17 protein-coding genes are annotated in these 21,882 nt (G+C 70.5%); 5 read left to right on the top strand and 12 right to left on the bottom strand.

The features are described from left to right. Window positions 1-40 precede the first annotated feature (40 nt). Complete coding sequence (locus ACZ7BZ_RS24870) at window positions 41-2,194, bottom strand: S9 family peptidase (protein ID WP_470360207.1); 2,154 nt, start codon at window positions 2,192-2,194, stop codon at window positions 41-43. Between the two features lie 311 nt (window positions 2,195-2,505). On the opposite strand from ACZ7BZ_RS24870, the gene ACZ7BZ_RS24865 reads away from it, so the two are divergent. The 5 genes from ACZ7BZ_RS24865 (at window position 2,506) to ACZ7BZ_RS24845 (ending at window position 8,616) form a co-directional block, all read left to right on the top strand. Further along, complete coding sequence (locus tag ACZ7BZ_RS24865; protein ID WP_030062563.1) at window positions 2,506-2,700, top strand: DUF2304 family protein; 195 nt, start codon at window positions 2,506-2,508, stop codon at window positions 2,698-2,700. A gap of 55 nt (window positions 2,701-2,755) precedes the next feature. Further along, window positions 2,756-3,685: an N-acetyl-1-D-myo-inositol-2-amino-2-deoxy-alpha-D-glucopyranoside deacetylase gene (gene mshB / locus ACZ7BZ_RS24860; RefSeq protein WP_470360206.1), complete on the top strand. Its 930-nt coding sequence runs from the start codon at window positions 2,756-2,758 to the stop codon at window positions 3,683-3,685. Next, the gene (locus ACZ7BZ_RS24855; protein WP_470360205.1) at window positions 3,682-4,140 is read left to right on the top strand and encodes a DUF6113 family protein; all 459 of its coding nucleotides are present in this window, start codon (window positions 3,682-3,684) and stop codon (window positions 4,138-4,140) included. Before mshB ends, ACZ7BZ_RS24855 begins: the two co-directional genes overlap by 4 nt. A 239-nt stretch (window positions 4,141-4,379) precedes the next feature. Then, a complete protein-coding gene (locus ACZ7BZ_RS24850) occupies window positions 4,380-6,734 on the top strand; it encodes a peptidoglycan binding domain-containing protein (protein ID WP_470360204.1) in 2,355 nt (784 codons plus the stop codon). Window positions 6,735-6,894: 160 nt separating this feature from the next. Then, window positions 6,895-8,616 carry an ABC transporter family substrate-binding protein gene (locus ACZ7BZ_RS24845; RefSeq protein ID WP_470360203.1) on the top strand — a complete coding sequence of 574 codons (1,722 nt, stop codon included), beginning with the start codon at window positions 6,895-6,897 and terminating at the stop codon, window positions 8,614-8,616. Between the two features lie 9 nt (window positions 8,617-8,625). Here the strand turns inward: ACZ7BZ_RS24845 and ACZ7BZ_RS24840 are convergent, their stop codons facing one another. The 11 genes from ACZ7BZ_RS24840 to ACZ7BZ_RS24790 all read right to left on the bottom strand — a co-directional run bounded on the left by ACZ7BZ_RS24840 (window position 8,626) and on the right by ACZ7BZ_RS24790 (window position 21,616). Then, window positions 8,626-9,675, bottom strand: a complete 1,050-nt coding sequence (locus ACZ7BZ_RS24840; protein WP_470360202.1) for an ABC transporter ATP-binding protein — start codon at window positions 9,673-9,675, stop codon at window positions 8,626-8,628. A gap of 167 nt (window positions 9,676-9,842) precedes the next feature. Next, window positions 9,843-11,009 carry an ABC transporter ATP-binding protein gene (locus ACZ7BZ_RS24835; protein ID WP_470360201.1) on the bottom strand — a complete coding sequence of 389 codons (1,167 nt, stop codon included), beginning with the start codon at window positions 11,007-11,009 and terminating at the stop codon, window positions 9,843-9,845. Continuing rightward, a complete protein-coding gene (locus ACZ7BZ_RS24830; RefSeq protein WP_470360246.1) occupies window positions 10,999-12,054 on the bottom strand; it encodes an ABC transporter ATP-binding protein in 1,056 nt (351 codons plus the stop codon). The genes ACZ7BZ_RS24835 and ACZ7BZ_RS24830 overlap by 11 nt, the downstream gene beginning before the upstream one ends. 13 nt (window positions 12,055-12,067) lie before the next feature. Continuing rightward, entirely contained in the window at window positions 12,068-12,982 is a 915-nt protein-coding gene (locus tag ACZ7BZ_RS24825) for an ABC transporter permease (RefSeq protein ID WP_470360245.1), read from the bottom strand. 76 nt (window positions 12,983-13,058) lie between these two features. Beyond that, window positions 13,059-13,985: an ABC transporter permease gene (locus tag ACZ7BZ_RS24820; RefSeq protein WP_470360200.1), complete on the bottom strand. Its 927-nt coding sequence runs from the start codon at window positions 13,983-13,985 to the stop codon at window positions 13,059-13,061. A 108-nt stretch (window positions 13,986-14,093) separates the two neighbouring features. Next, complete coding sequence (locus ACZ7BZ_RS24815; protein ID WP_470360199.1) at window positions 14,094-15,716, bottom strand: peptide ABC transporter substrate-binding protein; 1,623 nt, start codon at window positions 15,714-15,716, stop codon at window positions 14,094-14,096. A gap of 170 nt (window positions 15,717-15,886) precedes the next feature. After that, the gene (locus ACZ7BZ_RS24810) at window positions 15,887-16,903 is read right to left on the bottom strand and encodes an ABC transporter ATP-binding protein (RefSeq protein ID WP_470360198.1); all 1,017 of its coding nucleotides are present in this window, start codon (window positions 16,901-16,903) and stop codon (window positions 15,887-15,889) included. Further along, window positions 16,896-17,948 carry an ABC transporter ATP-binding protein gene (locus ACZ7BZ_RS24805; RefSeq protein ID WP_470360197.1) on the bottom strand — a complete coding sequence of 351 codons (1,053 nt, stop codon included), beginning with the start codon at window positions 17,946-17,948 and terminating at the stop codon, window positions 16,896-16,898. The genes ACZ7BZ_RS24810 and ACZ7BZ_RS24805 overlap by 8 nt, the downstream gene beginning before the upstream one ends. Before the next feature lie 19 nt (window positions 17,949-17,967). Next, window positions 17,968-18,909, bottom strand: coding sequence for an ABC transporter permease (locus ACZ7BZ_RS24800; protein WP_470360196.1), 942 nt, complete (start codon window positions 18,907-18,909; stop codon window positions 17,968-17,970). Beyond that, window positions 18,902-19,828, bottom strand: a complete 927-nt coding sequence (locus ACZ7BZ_RS24795) for an ABC transporter permease (RefSeq protein ID WP_470360195.1) — start codon at window positions 19,826-19,828, stop codon at window positions 18,902-18,904. The genes ACZ7BZ_RS24800 and ACZ7BZ_RS24795 overlap by 8 nt, the downstream gene beginning before the upstream one ends. Window positions 19,829-19,969: 141 nt before the next feature. Further along, window positions 19,970-21,616, bottom strand: a complete 1,647-nt coding sequence (locus ACZ7BZ_RS24790; protein ID WP_470360194.1) for a peptide ABC transporter substrate-binding protein — start codon at window positions 21,614-21,616, stop codon at window positions 19,970-19,972. Window positions 21,617-21,882 lie beyond the last annotated feature (266 nt).

The following is a 21,882-nucleotide window of genomic DNA, read 5'->3' as shown; positions in this document are numbered from 1 at the left end:
GTCCACGGGTGCCGGCCGCCGGATCGGCTGGTCAGGGGTGCTACAGCCCCAGCGAGCGCTTCACGAAGTCGACCTGGAGCAGCAGCAGGTTCTCCGCGACCTCCTCCTGCGGGGTCATGTGGGTGACGCCGGAGAGCGGCAGCACGGTGTGCGGGCGGCCGGCGGCGAGCAGCGCCGAGGAGAGCCGCAGGGTGTGGGCGGCCACCACGTTGTCGTCGGCCAGGCCGTGGATGATCATCAGCGGGCGCTCCAGCCCGGCCGCGTACCCGGTCAGCGAGTTCGCCCCGTACACCTCGGGCCGCTCGGCCGGGTGGCCCAGGTAGCGCTCGGTGTAGTGGGTGTCGTACAGCTCCCAGTCGGTCACCGGCGCCCCGGCCACCGCCGCGTGGAACACGTCGGGGCGGCGCAGCACCGCGAGCGCGGCGAGGTAGCCGCCGTACGACCAGCCGCGGATCGCCACCCGGTCGAGGTCCAGCGGGAACTCCCCGGCGAGCGCCCGGAGCGCGTCCACCTGGTCGTCCAGGGTGGCCCCGGCGAAGTCGAAGGCGATGGACTTCTCCCAGGCCGGCCCGCGCCCGGGGGTGCCGCGGCCGTCGGCGACGACCACCGCGAAGCCCTGGTCGGCGAACCACTGGGAGTTGAGGTGGGGGTTGTGCGCCTGGACGACGCGCTGGCCGTGCGGGCCGCCGTACGGGTCCATCAGGACGGGCAGCAGGCCGTCCCGCTCGCGGTCGTAGCCGGTGGGCAGGAAGACGGCGGCCGGGATGCGGCGCTCCCCGGCGAAGCGGAAGACCGGGCGGGCGGTGAGGACCGGGGTCTCGGCGTACGAGGTGACGGTGGCGACGTCGTCGACCACCAGGCCCTCCGGGAGGTCCCGGGCGACCTGCACCAGGGTGCCGGGCAGGTCGGGCTCGGCGGTGGCCCGGACGGTGATCCCGCCGGCGTGCACCGCGCTGGTGACGGAGGTGAACGGGCGGCCGTTGGCGGACTCCCAGGCCAGTTGCTTGCCGTCGTGGCTGATCCGGCCGACGGCGATCCAGCCGGGCTCGGGGTCGGTCTCCCCGGCGCCGCCGGCGGCGCTGAAGAACACCTCCCGCTCGGTGACCGCGACGACCGAGCGGACGTGCAGGTCGGCGCCGGTGACGGCCTGGTCGCCGACCACCAGGGCGCGCACGCCGTCCTGGTCGGAGATCCGGACCAGCTTGCCGTCCGGGGTCCACGCGGGCACCCCCGGGAAGGCCTCCAGCCAGGCCTCGTCCTGCTCCTCGAACAGCACCTCGGTGGCGCCGGTGGCCACGTCCAGGCCGAGCACCCGCTGGCTGCGCTGGTCGCGGGACTGGACCAGCAGCAGCGGCACGCCGCCCTCGGACCAGTGCACCCGGGCCAGGTACGGGAAGGCCTCGTGGTCCCAGACCACCTCGGTGCGCCCGCCGTGCAGGTCGAGCACCCAGAGCCCGACCTCGGCGTTGGCGGTGCCGGCCGCCGGATAGGCGACCTCGGCGGGCTCGCGGTCCGGGTTGGCCGGGTCGGCGATCCACCAGCGGCGCACCGGGCTGTCGTCGGCGCGCTCGGCCAGCAGCCGCTCGCCGTCGGGGGACCACCAGAAGCCGCGGTCGCGGTCGATCTCCTCCTGGGCGATGAACTCGGCCTGGCCCCAGGTGACGTTCGGGCCGTCCGGCTCGGCGAGGGCCCGGTCGCCGCCGCCGTCGCTGCGGGTCAGCCGCAGTTCGCCGGCCGTGTTGGCGTAGGCGACGTGGGTGCCGTCCGGAGACAGCCGCGGGTCCAGCAGCGGGCCCACGGCGGGCAGTTCGGCGGTGCCGCCGGAGGCGAGGTCGGCGGTGAACAGCCGGCCGGACAGCGCGAAGGCGGCCCGGGCGCCGGCCGCGTCCAGGGCGTAGCCGACGATGCCGGCCGAGCCCTCCCGGCTGCGCTCGCGGCGGGCCTTCTCGGCCGGCGAGAGGTCCTCCTCGCCGCCGCCGAGCAGCACGGCCGGGTCGGCGGCGATCCGCTCCTCGCCGGTGGTGGTGTCGAGGGTCCAGAGCAGGTTGGCCCGGTCGCTGCCGGATCGCGAGCGCAGGAAGACGACCCGCGAGCCGTCCGGGGCGACGGAGAAGGAGCGGGGGGCGCCGACGGTGTAGCGCAGGGTCCGCGCGTACTGCCGGGGGAAGGTGTCCGCAGGGGTGTGGGAGGTCATGGCACCAGACCCTACGACGGCCGACTCCCACAGTCGGGTGACTGGCGATCACTCGTTCGGAGCATCACCCCCGGGTACGCCCCGAAGGGGCCCGCACCCCCTCCGACCGGCCCATGCGCCCCGCCAGTGCCCCTGTGCCCCGGCGCGCGCGGACTCACTGAATGTAACGCTCCCCTTACTCATCGGGTATGACTGGTCAGGCGAGTGATCGTCGGCCCCGTCCCGGGCCCCGGTCACCCCACCCCGGTTCCCGTACGGTCCCACCGCCGCCCTCCCCAGCGGGCGGCGCCCGAGAAGGGGTATGAGCCCACATGGCCATGAACATCTCCGCAGCCGTGCTGATGCTCGTCATCGTGGTGGTGCTGATCCGCCGCTCCGGCCTCAAGCTGGCGCACGCCATCGTCTGCGCACTGCTCGGCTTCTACCTGGCCTCCAGCTCGATCGCACCGTCGATCAGCCAGGTCACCAGCAATCTCGCCGGAATGATCAACGGCCTGAAGCTCTGACCCGCTCCGGCCCGTGGACAAGGGCCTGCCGCCCGCAGGCCCTAGGCTTCCTCCCATGACCGCGACTACCGGCCGCCGCCTCCTCCTGGTGCACGCCCACCCCGACGACGAGTCGATCGGCAACGGCGCCACCATGGCCAGGTACGCCGCCGAGGGCGCCCGGGTGACCCTGGTGACCTGCACCCTCGGCGAGGGCGGTGAGGTGATCCCGCCCGCGCTGGCCCACCTGACGGCCGATCGGGACGACACCCTCGGCGCGCACCGGATCGGCGAGCTGACCGAGGCGATGCACGCCCTCGGCGTCACCGACTTCCGCTTCCTCGGCGGCCCGGGGCGCTACCGCGACTCCGGGATGATGGGCGTGCCCGACAACGACGCCCCCGGCTGCTTCTGGCGGGCCGACGTGGACGAGGCGGCCGACCACCTGGTCGCGGTGATCCGCGAGGTGCGCCCGCAGGTGCTGGTCACGTACGACGACAACGGCGGCTACGGGCACCCGGACCACATCCAGGCGCACCGGGTCGCGATGCGCGCCCACGAGCTGGCCGCCGATCCGGCGCACCGACCCGAACTCGGCGCCCCCTGGCGGATCGCCAAGGTGTACTGGAACCGGATGCCCGGCTCGGTGCTCGACGCCGGGCTCGCCGCGACCGCCGCCGAGGCGTCCTTCCCGGGCGTCGCCCAACCCGCCGACGTCCCCGGGGTGGTGGCCGACGAGGTGGTCACCACCGTGCTGGACGGCACCGGTTACGCCGAGCGGAAGGCCGCGGCGATGGCCGCGCACGCCACCCAGATCACCGTGGCCGGCGCCTCCTTCGCGCTCTCCAACCACCTCGGCCAGCCGCTGTTCGCCACCGAGTACTACCAGTTGGTGCGCGGGCGGGCCGGTGCGGAACGACCCGAACGCGACCTGTTCGCGGGCCTGGAGGGCGACTCCGCGGCCCCGGGCACCGACCCGACTCCCACCGAGGGGAACGTCCGATGACCGCGCCCGCCGTCAAGCCGAAGAGCCGCTCGATCGCGGTGGCCGTCCTCGGCACCCGCGACGAACGGCTGGCCGAGCCCCAACCCCCGCGCGCCGCCCGGATCGCGGCTTATGTCCTGTTCTTCCTGCTGGGCGTCGCGGTGTCGGTGTGCGGATCCTTTGTGCAGGCCCTGTGGCCACCCGTGGGGGTTCTGCTGGCGCTCGCCGCCAGCGCCGCGACCTTCTACGCGGGCCTGCGGGTCACCGGCACCCGGCTGGGCGCCGCGATGCCCGCGGCCGGCTGGTTCCTGGCGATGCTGCTGCTGATGGTGCCCCGGCCGGAGGGGGACAACGTGCTCTGGTCCAACGCCACCTCGCTGGCCTGGCTGTTCGTCGGCTCGATCCTGGGCGTGATCTGCGCCACCCTGCCGACCCGCACCAGCTGGTTCCCCGGGGTGCCCAACCCCCCTCGCTGATCCCGGCGGTCGGCCGCGTACGGTGGCGCGCACAACGCGCAGTCAGGACCACTCCGCCGTACTCTCATACCGGAGGAACCGGACGTATCAGGATCTGTCCGAAGCCGTTCACCGCTCAGTTCTTCCCAGTATGGTGGTCCCGCAGTACGTCGTACCCGACCGCCGTTTGCCCCAGGCCCGGCGACCACGAACCGCGGTCGCGCCGCACGGCCCGCCCGCGAACCCGGAGCAGAGCAGCATTGAGCAGCCGCGAATCTGACAACGCCAACCCGACGCCCCGGCGCACGGGCCCGGACGCCTACCCGTCGGGCACGCCGCCCTACGGCACCCCGGGCCTCCCCGGCGGCGACCGGGCCGCGGTCGGTGCCGACACCGGGTCGGGCGGCGAGGACGACGGTCCGAAGACCGAGACCACCCTGACCACCCGGGTCCGGATCAACATCCCCGGCTCGCGCCCGATCCCACCGGTCGTCGTCCGCAGCACCGTCAAGAACGAGACCGCCGGGACCGACGAGGGCCCGGCCGAGCCGGCCGAGCCCGGTGGCCCGCGGCACCGCTCCGCACCCGCCTCGCCCGTCCTCGGCGTGATGGACGGCGGTGGCCACCCGGCCACCCCGCCGAACCTGCCGCCGGAGTGGCAGATCCCGCCGATCCCGCCGGCGACCTCGGAGTCCGAGTCCACCGGCGCCTGGTTCCGGCCGCGACAGAAGAAGACCCCGACCGCCGAGCCCGCCCCGGCCGCCGTGCCGGCCGGGGCCCCGAGCGCGCCGGAGGCCCCGACCGGGCCCGGCACCGCCGCCGAGGCCCGTCCGCAGGCCGCCCCGAACGGCGCCCGCCCGGCCCCGGCCACCGGTGCGGCCCGGCCGAACGGCCGTCCGGTGCCCGCCCAGGGCAAGGCTCCCAACCCGGGCCCCGCGCCCACCCCGACCGCCCCCGCCACCCCGTACGGCGCCGGGGCCCCGGCCGAGGAGCCGGGCGTCTACGAGGCCGCCGACCCGTTCGCGCCGGTCGCCGACCCGTTCGCCCGGACCGGCCCCGCCGCCGGTGCGCGCGGTCCGCGCGGCGGCCGTCCGCAGCAGCAGGCTCAGCAGCAGGGCGGCCTCCCGCAGGGCCCGCCCCGGGCCAACGGGGCCCGCCCGAACGGGCCCCAGCAGGGCGGACTGCCGCAGCGCGGCGGTCGCCCGCAGGCCGGGTCGGACCCGGAGGACACCTCGGTGGACGGCTTCGCGCCGATCCGCGAGAACACCCCGCCGGCCGCCATACCCGGCCTGCCCCCGCACGACGCCCGGAGCGGCGCCCCGCGCGGCACCGACGGCCGTCCCCAGCCGGGCCTGTTCGCCTCCGCCCCGACCGGCACCGACCCGTTCGCCGCCCAGCGCCCGGCCGCCCCCGACCAGGACCCCTTCGCCACCCCGGCGGGCCCCGGCGGGCTGTTCCCGGGCGCGCCCCAGCCGGCCCCGCAGCCCGGCCCCGGCGGGCCCCGGCAGCCCGGCCGCGACCCGGAGGTCACCGAGGTCACCCCGCTTCCGGTCCCCGGTCCTCCGGCCGGTCCCGGCGCCGGCGCCACTCCGGTTCCCGCGCCCGGCCCGGCCCCCGCCAAGGCCAAGGCCGAGCCGGCCGCCCCCGCCAAGGCCAAGCGCGGTGGCGCCAAGAAGCTCGTCAAGCTCGGCGTCTACGCCGTCGGCGGGGTGCTCTTCCTCGGCGCCGCCGCGTACGGCACCGGCCTGATGCTCAACCAGTCCGACGTCCCCAAGGGCACCGTGGTGCTCGGCACGGACATCGGCGGCAACGGCCGCGACCAGGCGATCCACGCGCTGGACGCCTCGGTCGGCAAGGCCGGGCAGCAGCCGCTGAAGCTGAAGATCGGCGACCAGTCGGTCGACCTCGACCCGACCGTCGCCGGATTGAGCTTCGACACCACGGCCACCGTGGACGGCCTCGCCGCGCACAGCTACAACCCGGTCGACGTGATCAAGTCGATCCAGGGCGGCACCAAGGCCGTCGCCCCGGAGGTCCGGATCGACCGCGCCAAGCTCAAGGCCGCGCTGGACTCGCTGGCGGCCGGCTCGGGCCAGGGGCTGCAGGAGGGCTACGTCAAGTTCGCCGACAACGGCGACCCGGTCGTGGTCCCCGGCAAGGCCGGCCAGGCGGTGGACACCAACGCCGCCCTGGACGTGATCGAGCAGGCCTACCGCGACCGCGCCGCCGGCAAGCCCGACCAGCCGATCGCGCTGGCCGTCACGGCCGCCCAGCCCAAGGTCTCCACCCAGGCCCTGCAGGCCGCCGCCGACAGCCTCGGCAAGCAGGTGACCAGCGGCAAGGTGCACATCGTGGCCGGTACCAAGTCCTGGGACTTCGGCCCCAAGACGGCCGCCAAGGTGCTCACGCTGGCCCCGGACGCCTCCGGCAAGATCGCGCCCAAGTGGGATCTCGACGCGCTGAACTCCCAGCTGAACGGGGTGTTCGACAAGGTGAAGACCAAGAAGAACGGCCAGAGCGCCGCGATCACCCCGCAGGACGTCGCGGACGCCGTCGGCTCGCTGTTCGACAAGACCGGCGACAAGGAACGCACCTACAAGTTCCCCACCGCCTGACGCCACCCGTCGCCGTCGGCACCGACGAACCGGACACGAACGAGGGGCGGGACGACCGCATCCACCGGATGCCACCGTCCCGCCCCTCGACAACTCCCCCTCCCGGTCAGCAAGATGTGACGCCACACCATCCGCCACAGTCACCCCGGGAGCCACGCCGATGGGCCGCCGCCTCCAGCACCACCGGACGGCACTGCTCGCCGGTCTCGCCGTCCTCACCCTCTCCCTGGCGCTCTGCTCCTGCTCCTCCGGGTCGGACGGCGCCGCCGCGGACGCGGTGCCCGGCGCCAACGCCGGGATGCCCAAGCTCACCTCGGTCGACATCAACGCCCACGACCGCGCCCAGCTCCGCCCGGGCGGCACCCTGAACCTGGCGATCGCCCAGTTCTCCCACCAGTGGTCGCCGATCCAGACCGACGGCACGGTGTCCTCGACCGTCGCGGTCAGCAAGCCGCTGCTGCCGACCTTCTTCCGCTCGGACGCGGCCGGCACCCAGACCGTCAACCCGGCCTACCTCCAGGAGGCCCACTCCGAGATCAGGGACGGCCGCCAGGTGGTCACCTGGACGCTCAACCCGAAGGCCCACTGGTCCGACGGCACCCCGATCACCTGGCGCGACATCGAGGCCAACTGGCGTGCCCTGAACGGCAAGGACCCGGCCTACCGGCCCTCCAGCACCTCCGGCTTCGAGCAGGTCACCTCGGTCGAGCGGGGCAAGGACGACTTCCAGGCCGTGATGACCTTCGACCGGCCGTTCTCCGAGTGGCAGTCGATGTTCAACAGCGCCGCCAACGCCCCGCTGCTGCCCGCGAGCAAGGTCGCCACCCCGGACCTCTTCAACTCGGCCTACCTGGACGCCATCCCGCTCACCGCCGGCCCGTTCAAGGTCGAGCGCCTGGACCCGGCCGCGCAGACCGTCACCCTGGTCGCCGACCCGACCTGGTGGGGCGACAAGCCCGTGCTGGACCGGATCGTCTTCCACGCCATGCTGCCCGACGCGATGCGCACCGCCTTCGCCAAGGGCGGGATCGACCTCCTCGACAACGGCCCCGACCTGGCCGGTTACCAGGTCATCAGGAACACCAAGGGCGCGGCCGTCCGCCGGGCCGGCGGGCCGGACTTCCGCCAGCTCACCCTGAACGCCCGCAGCCCGCTGCTCACCGACCCGACCGTCCGCCAGGCCGTCTTCCAGGCGATCAACCGGGACGCCCTGATCCGCACCGACCTCAACGGCCTGGACTGGCCCGCCGTCCCGCTCAACAACCACCTGCTGGTCGCCAACCAGAACGGCTACCGCGACAACTCCCTGGGCCTGTCCCGCTTCGACCCGGCCGAGGCCGCCCGCAAGCTGGACTCGGCGGGCTGGAAGCTCGACGGCGACGTACGGAAGAAGGACGGCCGCGAGCTGAACCTGCGGATGGTCGTCCCGACCGGGGTCGCCGTCGCCCAGAACGAGACGACGTCCCTCTCCAAGATGCTCAAGGACGTCGGGATCAAGGTCACCCCGGTGACCGCCGCCCCCAACGACTTCTTCGACAAGTACGTCAACCGCGACGACTTCGACATCGCCGTCTACGCGCTGCTCGGCACCCCGTTCCCGGCCAGCGGCAGCCGTGCCAGCTACGCCCAGAACAGCGCCGGAAACCGGGCCGGCGCGGGCAGCGCGGCCGCGGACGCCGCCCTCGACCGGGCGGCCGGCGCCACCGACGCCGGCACCGCCTCCGAGGCGATCAACCAGGCCGACGGCGAACTCTGGAAGGTGGCCGGCGTGCTGCCGCTCTACCAGCGCCCCCAGCTGTACGGCGCCCGCGCCGACCTCGCCAACATCGGCGCCCAGGGCCTGTCCGACATCGTCTGGGAGAACGTCGGCTTCACCAAGTAGCGCCGGCCCTCAGCCGTGCAGGGTCTCCCGCCAGTAGTGGCAGGCGCTGCGGCGCCCCGGCAGCTCGGCCCCGTCCTCGGTCGCCACCGGTACCAGCGGCGGGAGTTCGGTCAGGCAGCGGTCCTGCACCCGGTCGCAGCGGGGGTTGAAGGCGCAGCCCTCCGGGACCCTCAGCAGGCTGGGCGGCAGCCCCTTGATGGCGTGCAGGTCCTGGCCCTTCTGGTCCAGCCGCGGGATCGATGCCAGCAGGCCCTTGGTGTACGGGTGAGCGGGCCGCGCGTACAGCTCGTGCACCGGCGCCGTCTCGACGATCCGGCCCGCGTACATCACGGCGATCTTGTCGGCCACGTCGGCGACCACGCCCAGGTCGTGGGTGATCAGGATCAGGCCCATGTTGAACTCGGCCTGCAGCTCCGCCAGCAGGTCCATCACCTGGGCCTGCACCGTCACGTCCAGGGCCGTGGTGGGCTCGTCCGCGATGATCAGGTCGGGCTCCAGGGAGAGCGCCATGGCGATCATGATGCGCTGGCGCATCCCGCCGGAGAACTGGTGCGGGTAGTCGCCGACCCGCTGCCTGGCCGCCGGGATGCGCACCCGCTCCATCAGCTCGACGGCCTTCGTCTTCGCCTCGGCGCGCGACAGCCCCTGGTGCACCCGGTACATCTCGCCGAGCTGGTAGCCCACACTGAGCACCGGGTTGAGCGCCGACAGCGCGTCCTGGAAGATCATCGCGATCTGCCGGCCCCGGACCGTCCGCCGGACCCTGGGGCTCATGGCCAGCAGGTCCTCGCCCCGGAACAGGATCCGCCCCGAGGTGATCTTGGCGGGCGGCATGTCCAGGATGCCCATGACCGCCTGCGCGGTCACCGACTTGCCCGAGCCGGACTCGCCCAGCACCGCCAGCGTCTCCCCCGCCGACACCGAGTAGCTCACTCCGTTGACGGCCTTGGCCACGCCGTCCTGGGTGTGGAACTCGACGTGCAGGTCCTCGACCTCCAGCAACGGCGTCCCGGGCACCAGGTTCTCCCGTCCGCCGCCGGTCACCTCCACCGCGTCCATGTGGGCAGCCCTCCTCAGCGCAGCAGCGACCATCGACAGGCGCAGAGCAACTATCAAGGAAGTGCAGCCACTTGGGGAGCCCGCGGCAGATCTCGGTTCCATCACGGCGAAGGGCGCGCCCTCGTCGCGAGGACGCGCCCTGGGGCGGCAGCCGATCCGGCGCGCCGTCAGCCGGGGGCCTGCCCGTCGCCCTTCTCCGCCGCGCCCTGCCCGATCTCGCGCTCCGCCGCACGATCACGCTCCGCCGCGCCCTGCCCGATCTCGCGCTCCGCCGCGAAGTGACAAGCCGAGTCGTGCCGCGCCGCCCCCGACAGCCAGCCCGGCGCGGCCAGCAGCGGGACCTCCACCGCGCACCGCTCCTGCGCCTTCCAGCACCGGGTGCGGAACCGGCACCCCGAGGGCGGGTTGGCCGGCGAGGGCACGTCCCCGGTGAGCACGATCCGGTCCCGGGTCTCGCGCGCCGTCGGGTCCGGCACCGGCACCGCCGAGAGCAGCGCCTGGGTGTACGGGTGGGTCGCATGGTCGTAGATCTGGGTGTCGCTGCCGATCTCGACCATCTTCCCCAGGTACATCACCCCCACCCGGTCCGAGATGTGCCGAACGATGGAGAGGTCGTGGGCGATGAACATGTACGACAGGTTGAACTCGCCCTGCAGCTGCTCCAGCAGGTTGATCACCTGCGCCTGGACGGACACGTCCAGGGCCGAGACCGGCTCGTCGCAGATGATGATCTCCGGCTTGAGCGCCAACCCCCGGGCGATGCCGATGCGTTGGCGCTGACCGCCGGAGAACTGGTGCGGGTACCGGTTGATGTACTCGGGGTTGAGCCCGACCACGTCCAGCAGGTCCTGGACGGCCTTGCGGCGGTCACCCCTGGGCGCCACCTCGGGGTGGATCTCGAAGGGCTCACCGATGATGTCGCCGACCGTCATGCGCGGGTTCAGCGAGGTGTACGGGTCCTGGAACACCATCTGGATGTTGCGCCGGACGGCCTTCAGCGCGGATCCGGACAGCCGGGAGATCTCCTCCCCCTTGTAGCGGACGGACCCTCCGGTGGCCGGTTCCAAGTTCATCAGCACCTTGGCCAGGGTGGACTTCCCGCACCCGGACTCGCCGACGACGCCGAGCGTCTCGCCCTGCATCAGGTCGAAGCTGACCCCGTCGACCGCCTTGACGGCGCCGACCTGCTTCTTGAACAGGACGCCCTGGGTCAGCGGGAAGTGCTTGACGAGGTCCCGGACTTCGAGGATGGGCTCCCCGCGCGGCACCTCCTGCGTGAAGGCGGCCCCCTCCGGCACCACCGCGCCCAGTGCGCTGGCCCCGTTACCGGTCATGGAGGGTCTCCTTCCAGAAGAAGCAGGCGCTGCCGCGGCCCTCCAGCGGCGTCCCGTCGTCCTCGATGACCTCGAACAGCTCGGGCACCTCGGTCCGGCAGACGTCCTGCGCGCGGGGGCAGCGCGGGTTGAAGGCGCAGCCCTTGGGGATCCGCAGCAGGTTGGGCGGCAGGCCCTTGATGGCGTAGAGCTCCTGGCCCTTCTGGTCCAGCCGCGGGATGGAGTCCAGCAGGCCGCGGGTGTACGGGTGCGCGGGCCGCGCGTACAACTCGTGCACCGGGGCGGTCTCGACGATCCGGCCCGCATACATCACCGCGATCTTGTCCGCGACGTCCGCCACGACGCCCAGGTCGTGGGTGATCAGGATGAGCCCCATGTGGTACTCGGACTGCAGTTCGGCGAGCAGGTCCATCACCTGCGCCTGGACGGTGACGTCCAGGGCGGTGGTGGGCTCGTCCGCGATGATCAGGTCCGGTTCCAGGGCCAGCGCCATCGCGATCATGATGCGCTGGCGCATGCCGCCGGAGAACTGGTGCGGGTAGTCGTTCACCCGCTGCTTGGCCGCCGGGATGCGCACCCGGTCCATCAGTTCGACGGCCTTGCCGGTGGCCTCCCTGCGGGAGACGCCGTGGTGCGCCCGGAACATCTCGCCGAGCTGGAAGCCCACGCTGAGCACCGGGTTGAGCGCGGACAGCGCGTCCTGGAAGATCATCGCGATCTTCTGGCCGCGGATCCTGCGCCGCTCCTCCTTGCCCATCTTGAGCATGTCCTGGCCCCGGTAGCGGATCTCGCCGCGCGGGATCCGAGCCGGTGGCATGTCCAGGATGCCCATGATCGCCTGCGCGGTCACCGATTTGCCGGAGCCGGACTCGCCCAGCACCGCCAGCGTCTCACCGGCGGAGACGGAGTAGTCGACCCCGTTCACGGCCCTGGCGACGCCGTCCCTGGTGACGAACTCGACGTGCAGGTCCCGCACGTCGAGCAGCGGCCCCTGGTACGCCGCGTCCCGTCCGTGCCCGGTGGTGTCCACCGCTGTACTCACGATGCGCTCCCCTCGCTCAGCGAAGCTTCGGATCGAGGGCGTCGCGCACCGCGTCGCCCATCATGATGAAGGCCAGCACGGTGATGGAGAGCGCCGCGGCCGGGAAGAACAGCACGTAGGGCGCCGTGCGGATCACCTTCTGGGCGGAGGAGATGTCGATGCCCCAGGAGATGGTCGGGTCCTGCAGGCCGATGCCGAGGAAACTCAGCGTCGCCTCGGTGGCGATGTAGCCGCCGAGCGCGATGGTCGCCACCACGATCACCGGCGCGACCGCGTTCGGCAGGATGTGCCGGAGCATCAGCCGTCCCGTCCCGGCCCCCAGCGCCCTGCCCGCCACCACGTAGTCGGACTGTTTGACGGTCAGCACCGCGCCGCGCATGACGCGGGCGATCTGGGTCCAGCCGAGGACGGCCAGGGCCAGCACCACGGTCCACACCGTGCGGATGGTGAACGCGTTCAGCAGCACCAGGGCACCGAGCAGCAGCGGGATGCCGAAGAAGATGTCGATGATCCGGGAGATCACCGCGTCGACGGCTCCACCGTAGTACCCGGCGACCATGCCGGTCAGCCCACCGAGCAGGGTGACCGCCGCGGTCACGAAGATGCCGACGGTGATCGAGGCCCGGGCGCCGTAGACCACCCGGGCGTAGATGGACCGGCCCTGCGCGTCGTAGCCGAACCAGCCGGCACCGAAGAAGTCCGTCCAGTCCGGCCGCTTGAGGTAGTCGTGCACCAGGTCGGCCTTGCGCGGGTTGGCGTCGGTGAAGGCCCAGGGGAAGATCGCCATGACGACCAGCAGCAGGATCAGCACCACCGAGAGCAGGAAGATCGGCCGCCGGCGCAGGTCCCGCCAGGCGTCGCCCCAGAGGCTGCGGGCCTGTTCCCGCTTCTCCGGGTCGGGTTCGACCAGGGTCTCCTGCTCGACGGCCATACCCTGCTCCCCCGCGTAGTCGAGGCGGGAGATGCCCGGCTTGGGGTGGGGTCGGTACGAGTCCTCGTCGTGGATGTCAGGCATAGCGGATCCTCGGGTCCAGGACCGCGTAGAGCAGGTCGACGAGCAGGCTGGCGACCAGGTAGATGATCACCAGGACGGTCACGATGCCGACCACGGTCGGGCCTTCCTTCTGGTTGATCGCCCGGTACAGGACGTTGCCGATGCCCTGCACGTTGAAGATGCCCTCGGTGACGATCGCACCGCCCATCAGCGCGCCGAGGTCGGTGCCGAGGAAGGTGACCACCGGGATCAGCGAGTTGCGCAGCAGGTGGCGGGAGATGATGGTCCGTCGGCGCAGCCCCTTGGCGGTCGCGGTACGGATGTAGTCGGCCCGCAGGTTCTCGCCGATGGAGGTCCGGGTGAGCCGGGCGACGAACGCGAGCGAGAGCGAGCCCAGGACGGCGGCCGGCAGGATGAGCTGGGTGAGGTCGTAGCTGTCCTGCACCGTCGGCGTGACCCAGCCCAGGTTGGTGGCGAACACGGTCTGCGCGATGTAGGCCAGAACGAAGACCGGGATCGAGATCACCACCAGGGTCAGGATCAGCACCAGGGTGTCCGCGATGCTGCCGCGCTTCAGCCCGGAGAGCACGCCGAAGGCGAGTCCCACGACCAGCTCGAAGGAGAAGGCCAGCAGCGCCAGCCGGATGGTGACCGGGAAGGCGTCCGCCATGATGTCGGCGACCGGTCGGCCGGTGAAGCTGGTGCCGAAGTCCCCCTGGAAGAGGTTCCCCATGTAGTGCAGGTACTGCTTCCAGACCGGCTGGTCCAGGTAGTACGTGTGCTTGATGCTCGCGACCACGGTCGGGTCGGCGGCCTTGTCGCCGAACAGGGCGACCACCGGGTCGCCCGGCAGCGTGTAGACCATCACGAAGATCAGCAGTGTGGTGCCGAAGAACACCGGGATCATCTGCAGCACCCGCCGCAGCACGTAACTGCCCATCGAGCCTCCTTCCTAGGTGCCCGACCGGGCGGGCCGGGCGGGCAGGGAGACCGCGCCCCGCCCTCCGTGCGGGGAGGACGGGGCCGGCGCGGGGATCAGGGGCCGGGATCAGCCCTTGACCTCGACCTGCGTCCAGGCCGGGTTGCCGAAGGAGTCGAACTTCACGTTCTGCACCTTGGTCGAGTAGCCCGAGTTGGTGCGGTAGTACCAGAGCGGGATGGTCGGCATCCCGGTCGCCAGCACCGCCTCGGCCTGCTGGTAGCCGGTCACCGTGTCGGCGACGCTGGCGGCCTCGTCGGCCTTGGTGGCGGCGGCGTCGAACTGGGGGCTGCTGTACCCGGTGTCGTTGGAGGCGGCGCCGGTGCGGTAGACATCGGCCAGGAAGTTCGCGTTCAGCGGGTAGTCCTGCACCCAGCCGGTGCGGAAGGCACCGTTGAGCTGGTGCGAGGTGATGGCCTGGCGGGCGGTCTTGAAATCGGGCTTGGGGTCTCCCAGGCAGTCGACGCCGGTGTTCTGCCGGATCGAGTTGCAGACCGCGTCGACCCACTCCTTGTGGCCGCCGTCCGCGTTGTAGGTGATCAGCACCTTGTTGCCGGGGACGCCGCCGCCCTGCTGGATCAGCTGCTTGGCCTTGGCGACGTCGAAGTTGCAGAAGTCCCCGCAGGTGCCCGCCTTGTAGCCCTCGACGCCCTCGGCCACCCAGGCGCTGGCGGGCGCCCGGGAACCCTGCAGCACGGTCTTGGTGATGGTCGCGCGGTCGATCGCCATCGACAGGCCCTGACGTACCTGGGCCTTCTCGGGCGCTGCCCAGTCGGCCTGGTAGAGCGTGAAGCCGATGTTCTGGATGGCGCCCTGCGGGGCGTCCACCGCCCGGTCGCCGAGGTCGTTCTTGTACGTCGCCAGAGCGGACGGCGGCACCTGGTCCATCACGTCCAGGTTGTTGGACTGCAGGTCGGCGTAGGCGGCCTCGGACGTGGTGTACATCTTGAAGACGATGCCGCCGTTCTTCGGCTTGTCCACGCCCTTGTAGCCCGGGTAGGACTTGGTGACCACCTGGCTGTTGTGCGACCAGCTGACGAACTGGTACGGACCGTTGCCCACGGGCTTCTGCCCGTATCCGGCCGGATCGTTGAAGAAGGCGTCCGGCAGCGGCGAGAAGGCGATGTAGCCGAGCTTGTACTCGAAGTACGAGACCTTGTGGTTCAGCTTGACGGTGAAGTGCAGGTCGTCCGTGACGGTCAGCCCGGACATCTTGGTCGCGGTCGGGCTGCCGGTGGCCGGGTGGACGTCCTGGTAGCCCTCGATGTCCGAGAACCAGGAGCTGTTGATCTGGTTGTTCGCCGGGTTGGCAGCCCAGTTCCAGGCGTCGACGAAGTTCTTGGCGTGCACGGGGGTGCCGTCGTGGAACGTCCAGCCGTCGTTCATCGTGACGGTGAAGGTCTGGGAGTCACTCGTGTCGATCGCGCTCGCGACCTGCATCCGGATCTTGGCGTTGGTGGGGTCGTAGTCCACCAGGCCCTTGAACAGGTTCTGGATGATGCGACCGCCGCCGACCTCGTTCGCGTTGGCGGGCTGCAGCGGGTTCTGCGGCTCGTTGCTCTGGTAGCTGAAGGTCTTGGTGGCGTCCGACGAGCTACTGCCTCCTCCACCGCTGCTGCTGCACCCGGTGGCCACCAGGACCACGGACGTCGCAGCGGCGAGGACCAGGCGAGCGCGGGCGGCTACGGGCATGGAGGTCCCTCCTCAGGGTGTGTGTCGCATCACACCCCATGAGAAGCGCGCCCGGGCGACGGCGCGAGTCGGGGGCACCCGGACGGGTGCCTCGACGCGCTGCGGAGTTGACGGAACGCCGGAAGGGCCCGTGGCCGGAGCCACGGGCCCTTCCGGGTGCGTACGGGACGTCAGGCCGCGGCCGACTCCCGGACCTCGGCGAAGTGGCAGGCCGACTCGTGGGCGGCCGGGCCCTCCAGCGTGGTCGGGATCGCCAGCAGCGGGACCTCCGTCGAGCAGCGCTCCTCCGCCTTCCAGCAGCGGGTGCGGAAGCGGCAGCCGGACGGCGGGTTGGCCGGCGAGGGGATGTCCCCGGCGAGGATGATCCGCTCGCGGTTCTCGCGCGCCGCCGGGTCCGGCACCGGCACGGCCGACAGCAGCGCCTGGGTGTACGGGTGAGTGGCGTTCTCGTAGATCTGCTCGTCGGAGCCGATCTCGACCATCTTGCCCAGGTACATCACGCCGACGCGGTCGGAGATGTGCCGGACGATGGAGAGGTCGTGCGCGATGAACATGTAGGAGAGGCCGAACTCGCCCTGCAGCTGCTCCAGCAGGTTGATCACCTGCGCCTGGACGGACACGTCCAGGGCGGAGACCGGCTCGTCGCAGATGATGATCTCCGGCTTGAGCGCGAGGCCGCGGGCGATGCCGATGCGCTGGCGCTGACCGCCGGAGAACTGGTGCGGGTACCGGTTGATGTACTCAGGGTTCAGACCCACGACGTCCAGCAGGTCCTGGACGGCCTTGCGGCGGTCGCCCTTGGGCGCCACCTCGGGGTGGATCTCGAAGGGCTCACCGATGATGTCGCCGACCGTCATGCGCGGGTTCAGCGAGGTGTACGGGTCCTGGAACACCATCTGGATGTTGCGCCGGACGGCCTTCAGGGCCGCGCCGCCCAGGGTGGAGATGTCCTCGCCCTTGAACAGCACCTGGCCGGAGGTGGCCCGCTCCAGGTTCATCAGCACCTTGGCCAGCGTGGACTTGCCACAGCCGGACTCGCCGACGATGCCGAGCGTCTCGCCCTTCTTCAGCTCGAAGCTGATGCCGTCGACGGCCTTGACCGCGCCGACCTGCTTCTTGAAGAGGACGCCCTGGGTCAGCGGGTAGTGCTTGACCAGGTCCTTGACCTCCAGGATGTTCTCAGCCATGGAGGGTCTCCTTCCAAAGGTGGCACGCGCTGCGGCGGCCGGTGAGCTCCGTGCCGTCCTCGTCGGTCACGTGGTGCAGCGCCGGGGCCTCCGTGCGGCACAGGTCGGTGGCGACGTCGCAGCGGGGGTTGAACGCGCAGCCGGCCGGAACCTTGAGCAGGTTCGGAGGCAGGCCCTTGATCGCGTACAGCTCCTGGCCCTTCTGGTCCAGGCGCGGGATCGAGCGGAGCAGGCCCTTGGTGTACGGGTGCGCGGGGTTCGCGTACAGGTCGTGCACCGGGGCGGTCTCGACGATCCGGCCCGCGTACATCACGGCGATCTTGTCCGCGACGTCGGCGACCACGCCGAGGTCGTGGGTGATCAGGATCAGGCCCATGTTGTACTCGGCCTGGAGCTCCGCCAGCAGGTCCATCACCTGGGCCTGGACGGTGACGTCCAGGGCGGTGGTGGGCTCGTCGGCGATGATCAGGTCGGGCTGCAGCGACAGCGCCATGGCGATCATGATGCGCTGGCGCATGCCGCCGGAGAACTGGTGCGGGTAGTCGTTCACCCGCTGCTTGGCGGCCGGGATGCGCACCCGGTCCATCAGCTCGATGGCCTTGGCCTTGGCCTCGGCCTTGGAGGCGCCCTGGTGCACCCGGAACATCTCGCCGAGCTGGTAGCCCACGCTGAGCACGGGGTTGAGCGCGGACAGCGCGTCCTGGAAGATCATCGCGATCTTCCGGCCGCGGATCTTGCGCCGCTCCTCGTTGCTCATCTTGAGCATGTCCCGGCCGCGGTACAGGATCTCGCCCTGGGTCACCTTGCCCGGGGGCATGTCCAGGATGCCCATGATGGTCTGGGCCGTCACGGACTTGCCGGAGCCGGACTCGCCGAGCACGGCGAGGGTCTCGCCGGCCGCGACGGAGTAGTTGACTCCGTTCACGGCCTTGGCGACGCCGTCCCGGGTGTGGAACTCCACGTGGAGGTCCTTGACCTCCAGGAGCGGGGTTCCGACTTCGAGACGATCGTTCTTCTGGCTGTTGTTCTCGATCACGGTGGTCATCGGGTCGTCACCTCTTCTCTCAGCGGAGCTTCGGGTCGAGGGCGTCGCGCACCGCGTCGCCGAGCATGATGAAGGCCAGCACGGTCAGGCTGAGCATGCCGGCGGGGAAGAACAGGGCGAACGGCGCCGTACGGATCACCTTCTGGGCCGAGTTGATGTCGATGCCCCAGGAGATGGTCGGGTCCTGCAGGCCGATGCCGAGGAAGCTCAGCGTCGCCTCGGTGGCGATGTAGCCGCCGAGCGCGATGGTCGCGACCACGATCACCGGAGCGATCGCGTTCGGCAGGATGTGCTTGAACAGGATCCGGGTGGTGCCTGCGCCGAGCGCCTTGGCCGCGGTCACGAAGTCGGACTGCTTGACCGTGATCACCGAACCGCGCATGACACGGGTCATCTGGGTCCAGCCCAGGGCGACCAGCGCGAAGACCACGCTCCACACGGTGCGCGAGGTGAAGGCGTTGAGGATCACCAGCGAGCCGAGCAGCAGCGGGATGCCGAAGAAGATGTCGGTGACGCGGGAGATGATCGTGTCGACCCAGCCGCCGAAGTAGCCGGCGAGCATACCGGTGATGCCGCCGAGGATCGTCACGCCGAAGGTGACGCAGATGCCGACCACGACCGAGGCGCGGGCACCGTAGATGACGCGGGCGTAGATGCTGCGGCCCTGGAGGTCGTAACCGAACCAGTCCGCCTGGAACAGGTTCCCGTAGTTCGGCTTCGTCAGGTAGTGGTTGCGCAGGTCGCCGGCCCGCGGGTCCACCGAGGTGAACAGGCCCGGGGCGATCGCGATCACGATCAGCAGCAGGATCAGCAGCGCGGAGATCACGAAGATCGGCTTGCGACGCAGGTCGTGCCACGCGTCGGAGCCGAGGCTGCGGGCCTTCTCCGGCTTGGCGACCGCGGCGACCGCGGCCTGGGCCGGGATCTCCTCGGCCGTCTTCTTCTCGGTCAGGTCAGGCATAACGGATCCTCGGGTCCAGGACCGCGTAAAGCAGGTCGACGATCAGGCCGGCGGCGAGGTAGACGAGCACCAAGAAGGCGACGAAACCGGAGACGGTCGCGCCCTCCTTCATGTTGATCGCCTGGTAGAGGGCGTGGCCGACACCCTTGACGTTGAAGATGCCTTCGGTGACGATCGCGCCGCCCATGAGGGCGCCCAGGTCGGTACCGAGGAAGGTGACCACCGGGATCATCGAGTTGCGCAGCAGGTGAGTGCCGATCACCTTCCGGCGCGGCAGGCCCTTGGCCACCGCGGTCCGGACGTAGTCGGCCTTGATGTTCTCGGCTATGGAGGTACGGGTGAGGCGCGCGACGTACGCCAGCGAGAGCGAGCCGAGCACGATGGCCGGCAGCGTCAACTGAGTGATGTCGTTGCTGTCCTGAACGGTCGGGGTCACCCACTTGAGGTTCTGTCCGAAGATCGTCTGGAAGACGAAGCCCAGCACCGGGACCGGGATCGAGATCAGCAGCAGGGTGAGGACCAGCGCGCCCTTGTCGAACGCCTTGCCGCGGCGCAGGCCGGCGAACAGGCCGATGCCGATGCCGAGCACGATCTCGATGACGAACGCGAACAGCGCCAGCCGGACCGTGACCGGCAGCGCCTCGGTGATCTTGTCGAGCACCGGTCGGCCGTCCAGTGAGGTCCCGAAGTCACCGGTGAGCAGCTTCCCCATGTAGGTGAAGTACTGCTGCAGCAGCGGCTGGTCGAGTCCCTGCTGGTGCTTCAGGGCTGCGAGCTGCACCGGGTCCGGCGCCTTGTCGCCCCACAGTGCTGCCAGCGGGTCGCCGGGCAGCAAGTGCACCATGAAAAAGATGAGTGCGGTCGTTCCGAGGAACACCGGGATCATCTGGAGCAGTCGCCTCGCGACAAAGCGCCCCATCGTGCCTCCATGTATGACTCTGCCGGGCCCGTCAACCCGGCAAGAGATAAGTCGGCGTGCCAACGGCCGGTGCCAGTCCTCGCCCTCGTGGGGATGGGACGGGCACCGGCCGTTGTCACCGGGTCAGGCGGTGCCGACCGATTACTTCTTCTTCTTGACCTCGACGTCGGTGTAGACCGGGTCGCCGAAGGAGTTGAACTTCACGTTCTGAACGTTGTTGGAGTAGCCGGAGTTGGTCTTGTAGTACCAGAGCGGGATCTGCGGCATGTCCTTGGCCAGAACGGCCTCGGCCTGCTGGTAGAGCTCCGCGGTCTTCTCGACCGTGGTGGCCGCGTCGGCCTCGTGCGCCAGCTTGTCGAACTCGGGGCTGGAGTAGCTGCCGTCGTTCGCCGCGGCACCGGTGCCGTAGACGTCACGCAGGAAGTTGGCGTTCAGCGGGTAGTCCTGCACCCAGCCGGTACGCATCATGCTGGTGACCTGCTTCTTCGTGATGATGTCACGAGAGGTCTTGAAGTCCGGCTTCGGGTCACCGAGGCACTCGACGCCGGTCGCCTGGCGGATGGAGTTGCAGACCGCGTCCACCCACTCCTTGTGACCACCGTCGGAGTTGTAGAGGATGGTGATCTTGTTGCCCGGGACGCCGCCACCCTCCTGGATGAGCTGCTTGGCCTTGGCCGGGTCGTACTTGCACGCGTCGCCGCAGGTGCCGGCCTTGTAGCCCATGACGCCGGGCGCCACGAACGAGTCGGCGGGCTGACGGCTGTTGTTCAGCACGGTCTTGGTGATGGTGTCGCGGTCGATCGCCATCGACAGGCCCTGACGGACCTTGGCCTTGTCCGCGCCCTGCCACTCGGGCTGGTACATCGCGAACGAGATGTTCTGGATCGCGCCCTGCGCGGAGTCGACGGCGCGCTTGCCCAGGTCGTCCTTGTACTTCGGCAGGTCGGTCGAGTCGACCTGGTCCAGGACGTCCAGGGTGTCGGACATCAGGTCCTTGTACGCGGCCTCGGGGGCGGTGTAGTTGCGGAAGATGATTCCGCCGTTCTTCGCCTTGTTGATGCCGGTGTACTTGTCGTACGCCTTCAGCGTGACGGCCTTGTTGTGCTCCCACGAGACGAACTGGTAGGGGCCGTTGCCGACCGGCTTCTCGCCGTAGCCCTTCGGGTCCGCGAAGAAGCCCTCCGGCAGCGGGAAGAAGGCCGAGTAGCCGAGCTTGTACGTGAAGTACGAGACGGGGGCGGTCAGTTCGATGGTGAAGTGGGTGTCGTCGACGACCTTGAGGCCGGACATCTCCTTGGCGGTCGGGTCGCCCTTGTCCGGGTGGACGGCGTCGTAGCCGACGATGTCCGAGAACCAGTCGGAGTTGATCTGGCTGTTGGCCGGGTTGGCGGACCAGTTCCAGGACTTGACGAAGGACTGCGAGGTGACCGGGGTGCCGTCGTGGAAGGTCCAGCCGGACTTCAGCGTGACGGTGTAGTTCTTCGCGTCGGTGGTCTCGATCTTGTCGGCCACCTGGTTGCGCAGCGCACCGGTCGCGGGGTCGTAGTCGACGAGGCCCGTGAAGAGCTGCTTGACGATACGGCCGCCCTGGTTCTCCATGGCGTTGGCCGGCTGCAGCGGACGCTGCGGCTCCGCGCTCTGGTAGCTGAAGACGCCCGCCGGGTCAACCGCGGCACTGTCCGAGCTCCCGCCGGAGGAGTCGCTGCCGCCGCTGCTGCTACAAGCAGTCGCGGCGAGCGCGACAGCAACAGCTGCGACAACCCACTTGGCCTGGCTCACACCACGCATCGGTGTGCCTCCTGAATTCGACGATTGCGACGAGGAAGGCACCGCGGAACGGTAGTAACCGGACCCGCAATGCCGTCCGCGCTCGTGGTTTCGGCGCGCACCCCTGCGCGTTCACCCTTGACCCGAGCCTGACTGCACCCACTATCCGTCACGCACGGACACGAAAGTGACCAGTGACGATCTCAATTAGGTCACATGAACAGTCGGTAAGTTTCGAAAACCGGACATTTGAGACATAGCCAGACAGGCACCAAACGGACAGTCGT

Source organism: Kitasatospora sp. NPDC036934, assembly GCF_055608425.1.
Note: the sequence above shows the minus strand (reverse complement) of the source record. Positions and strands in the feature narration are given on the sequence as shown.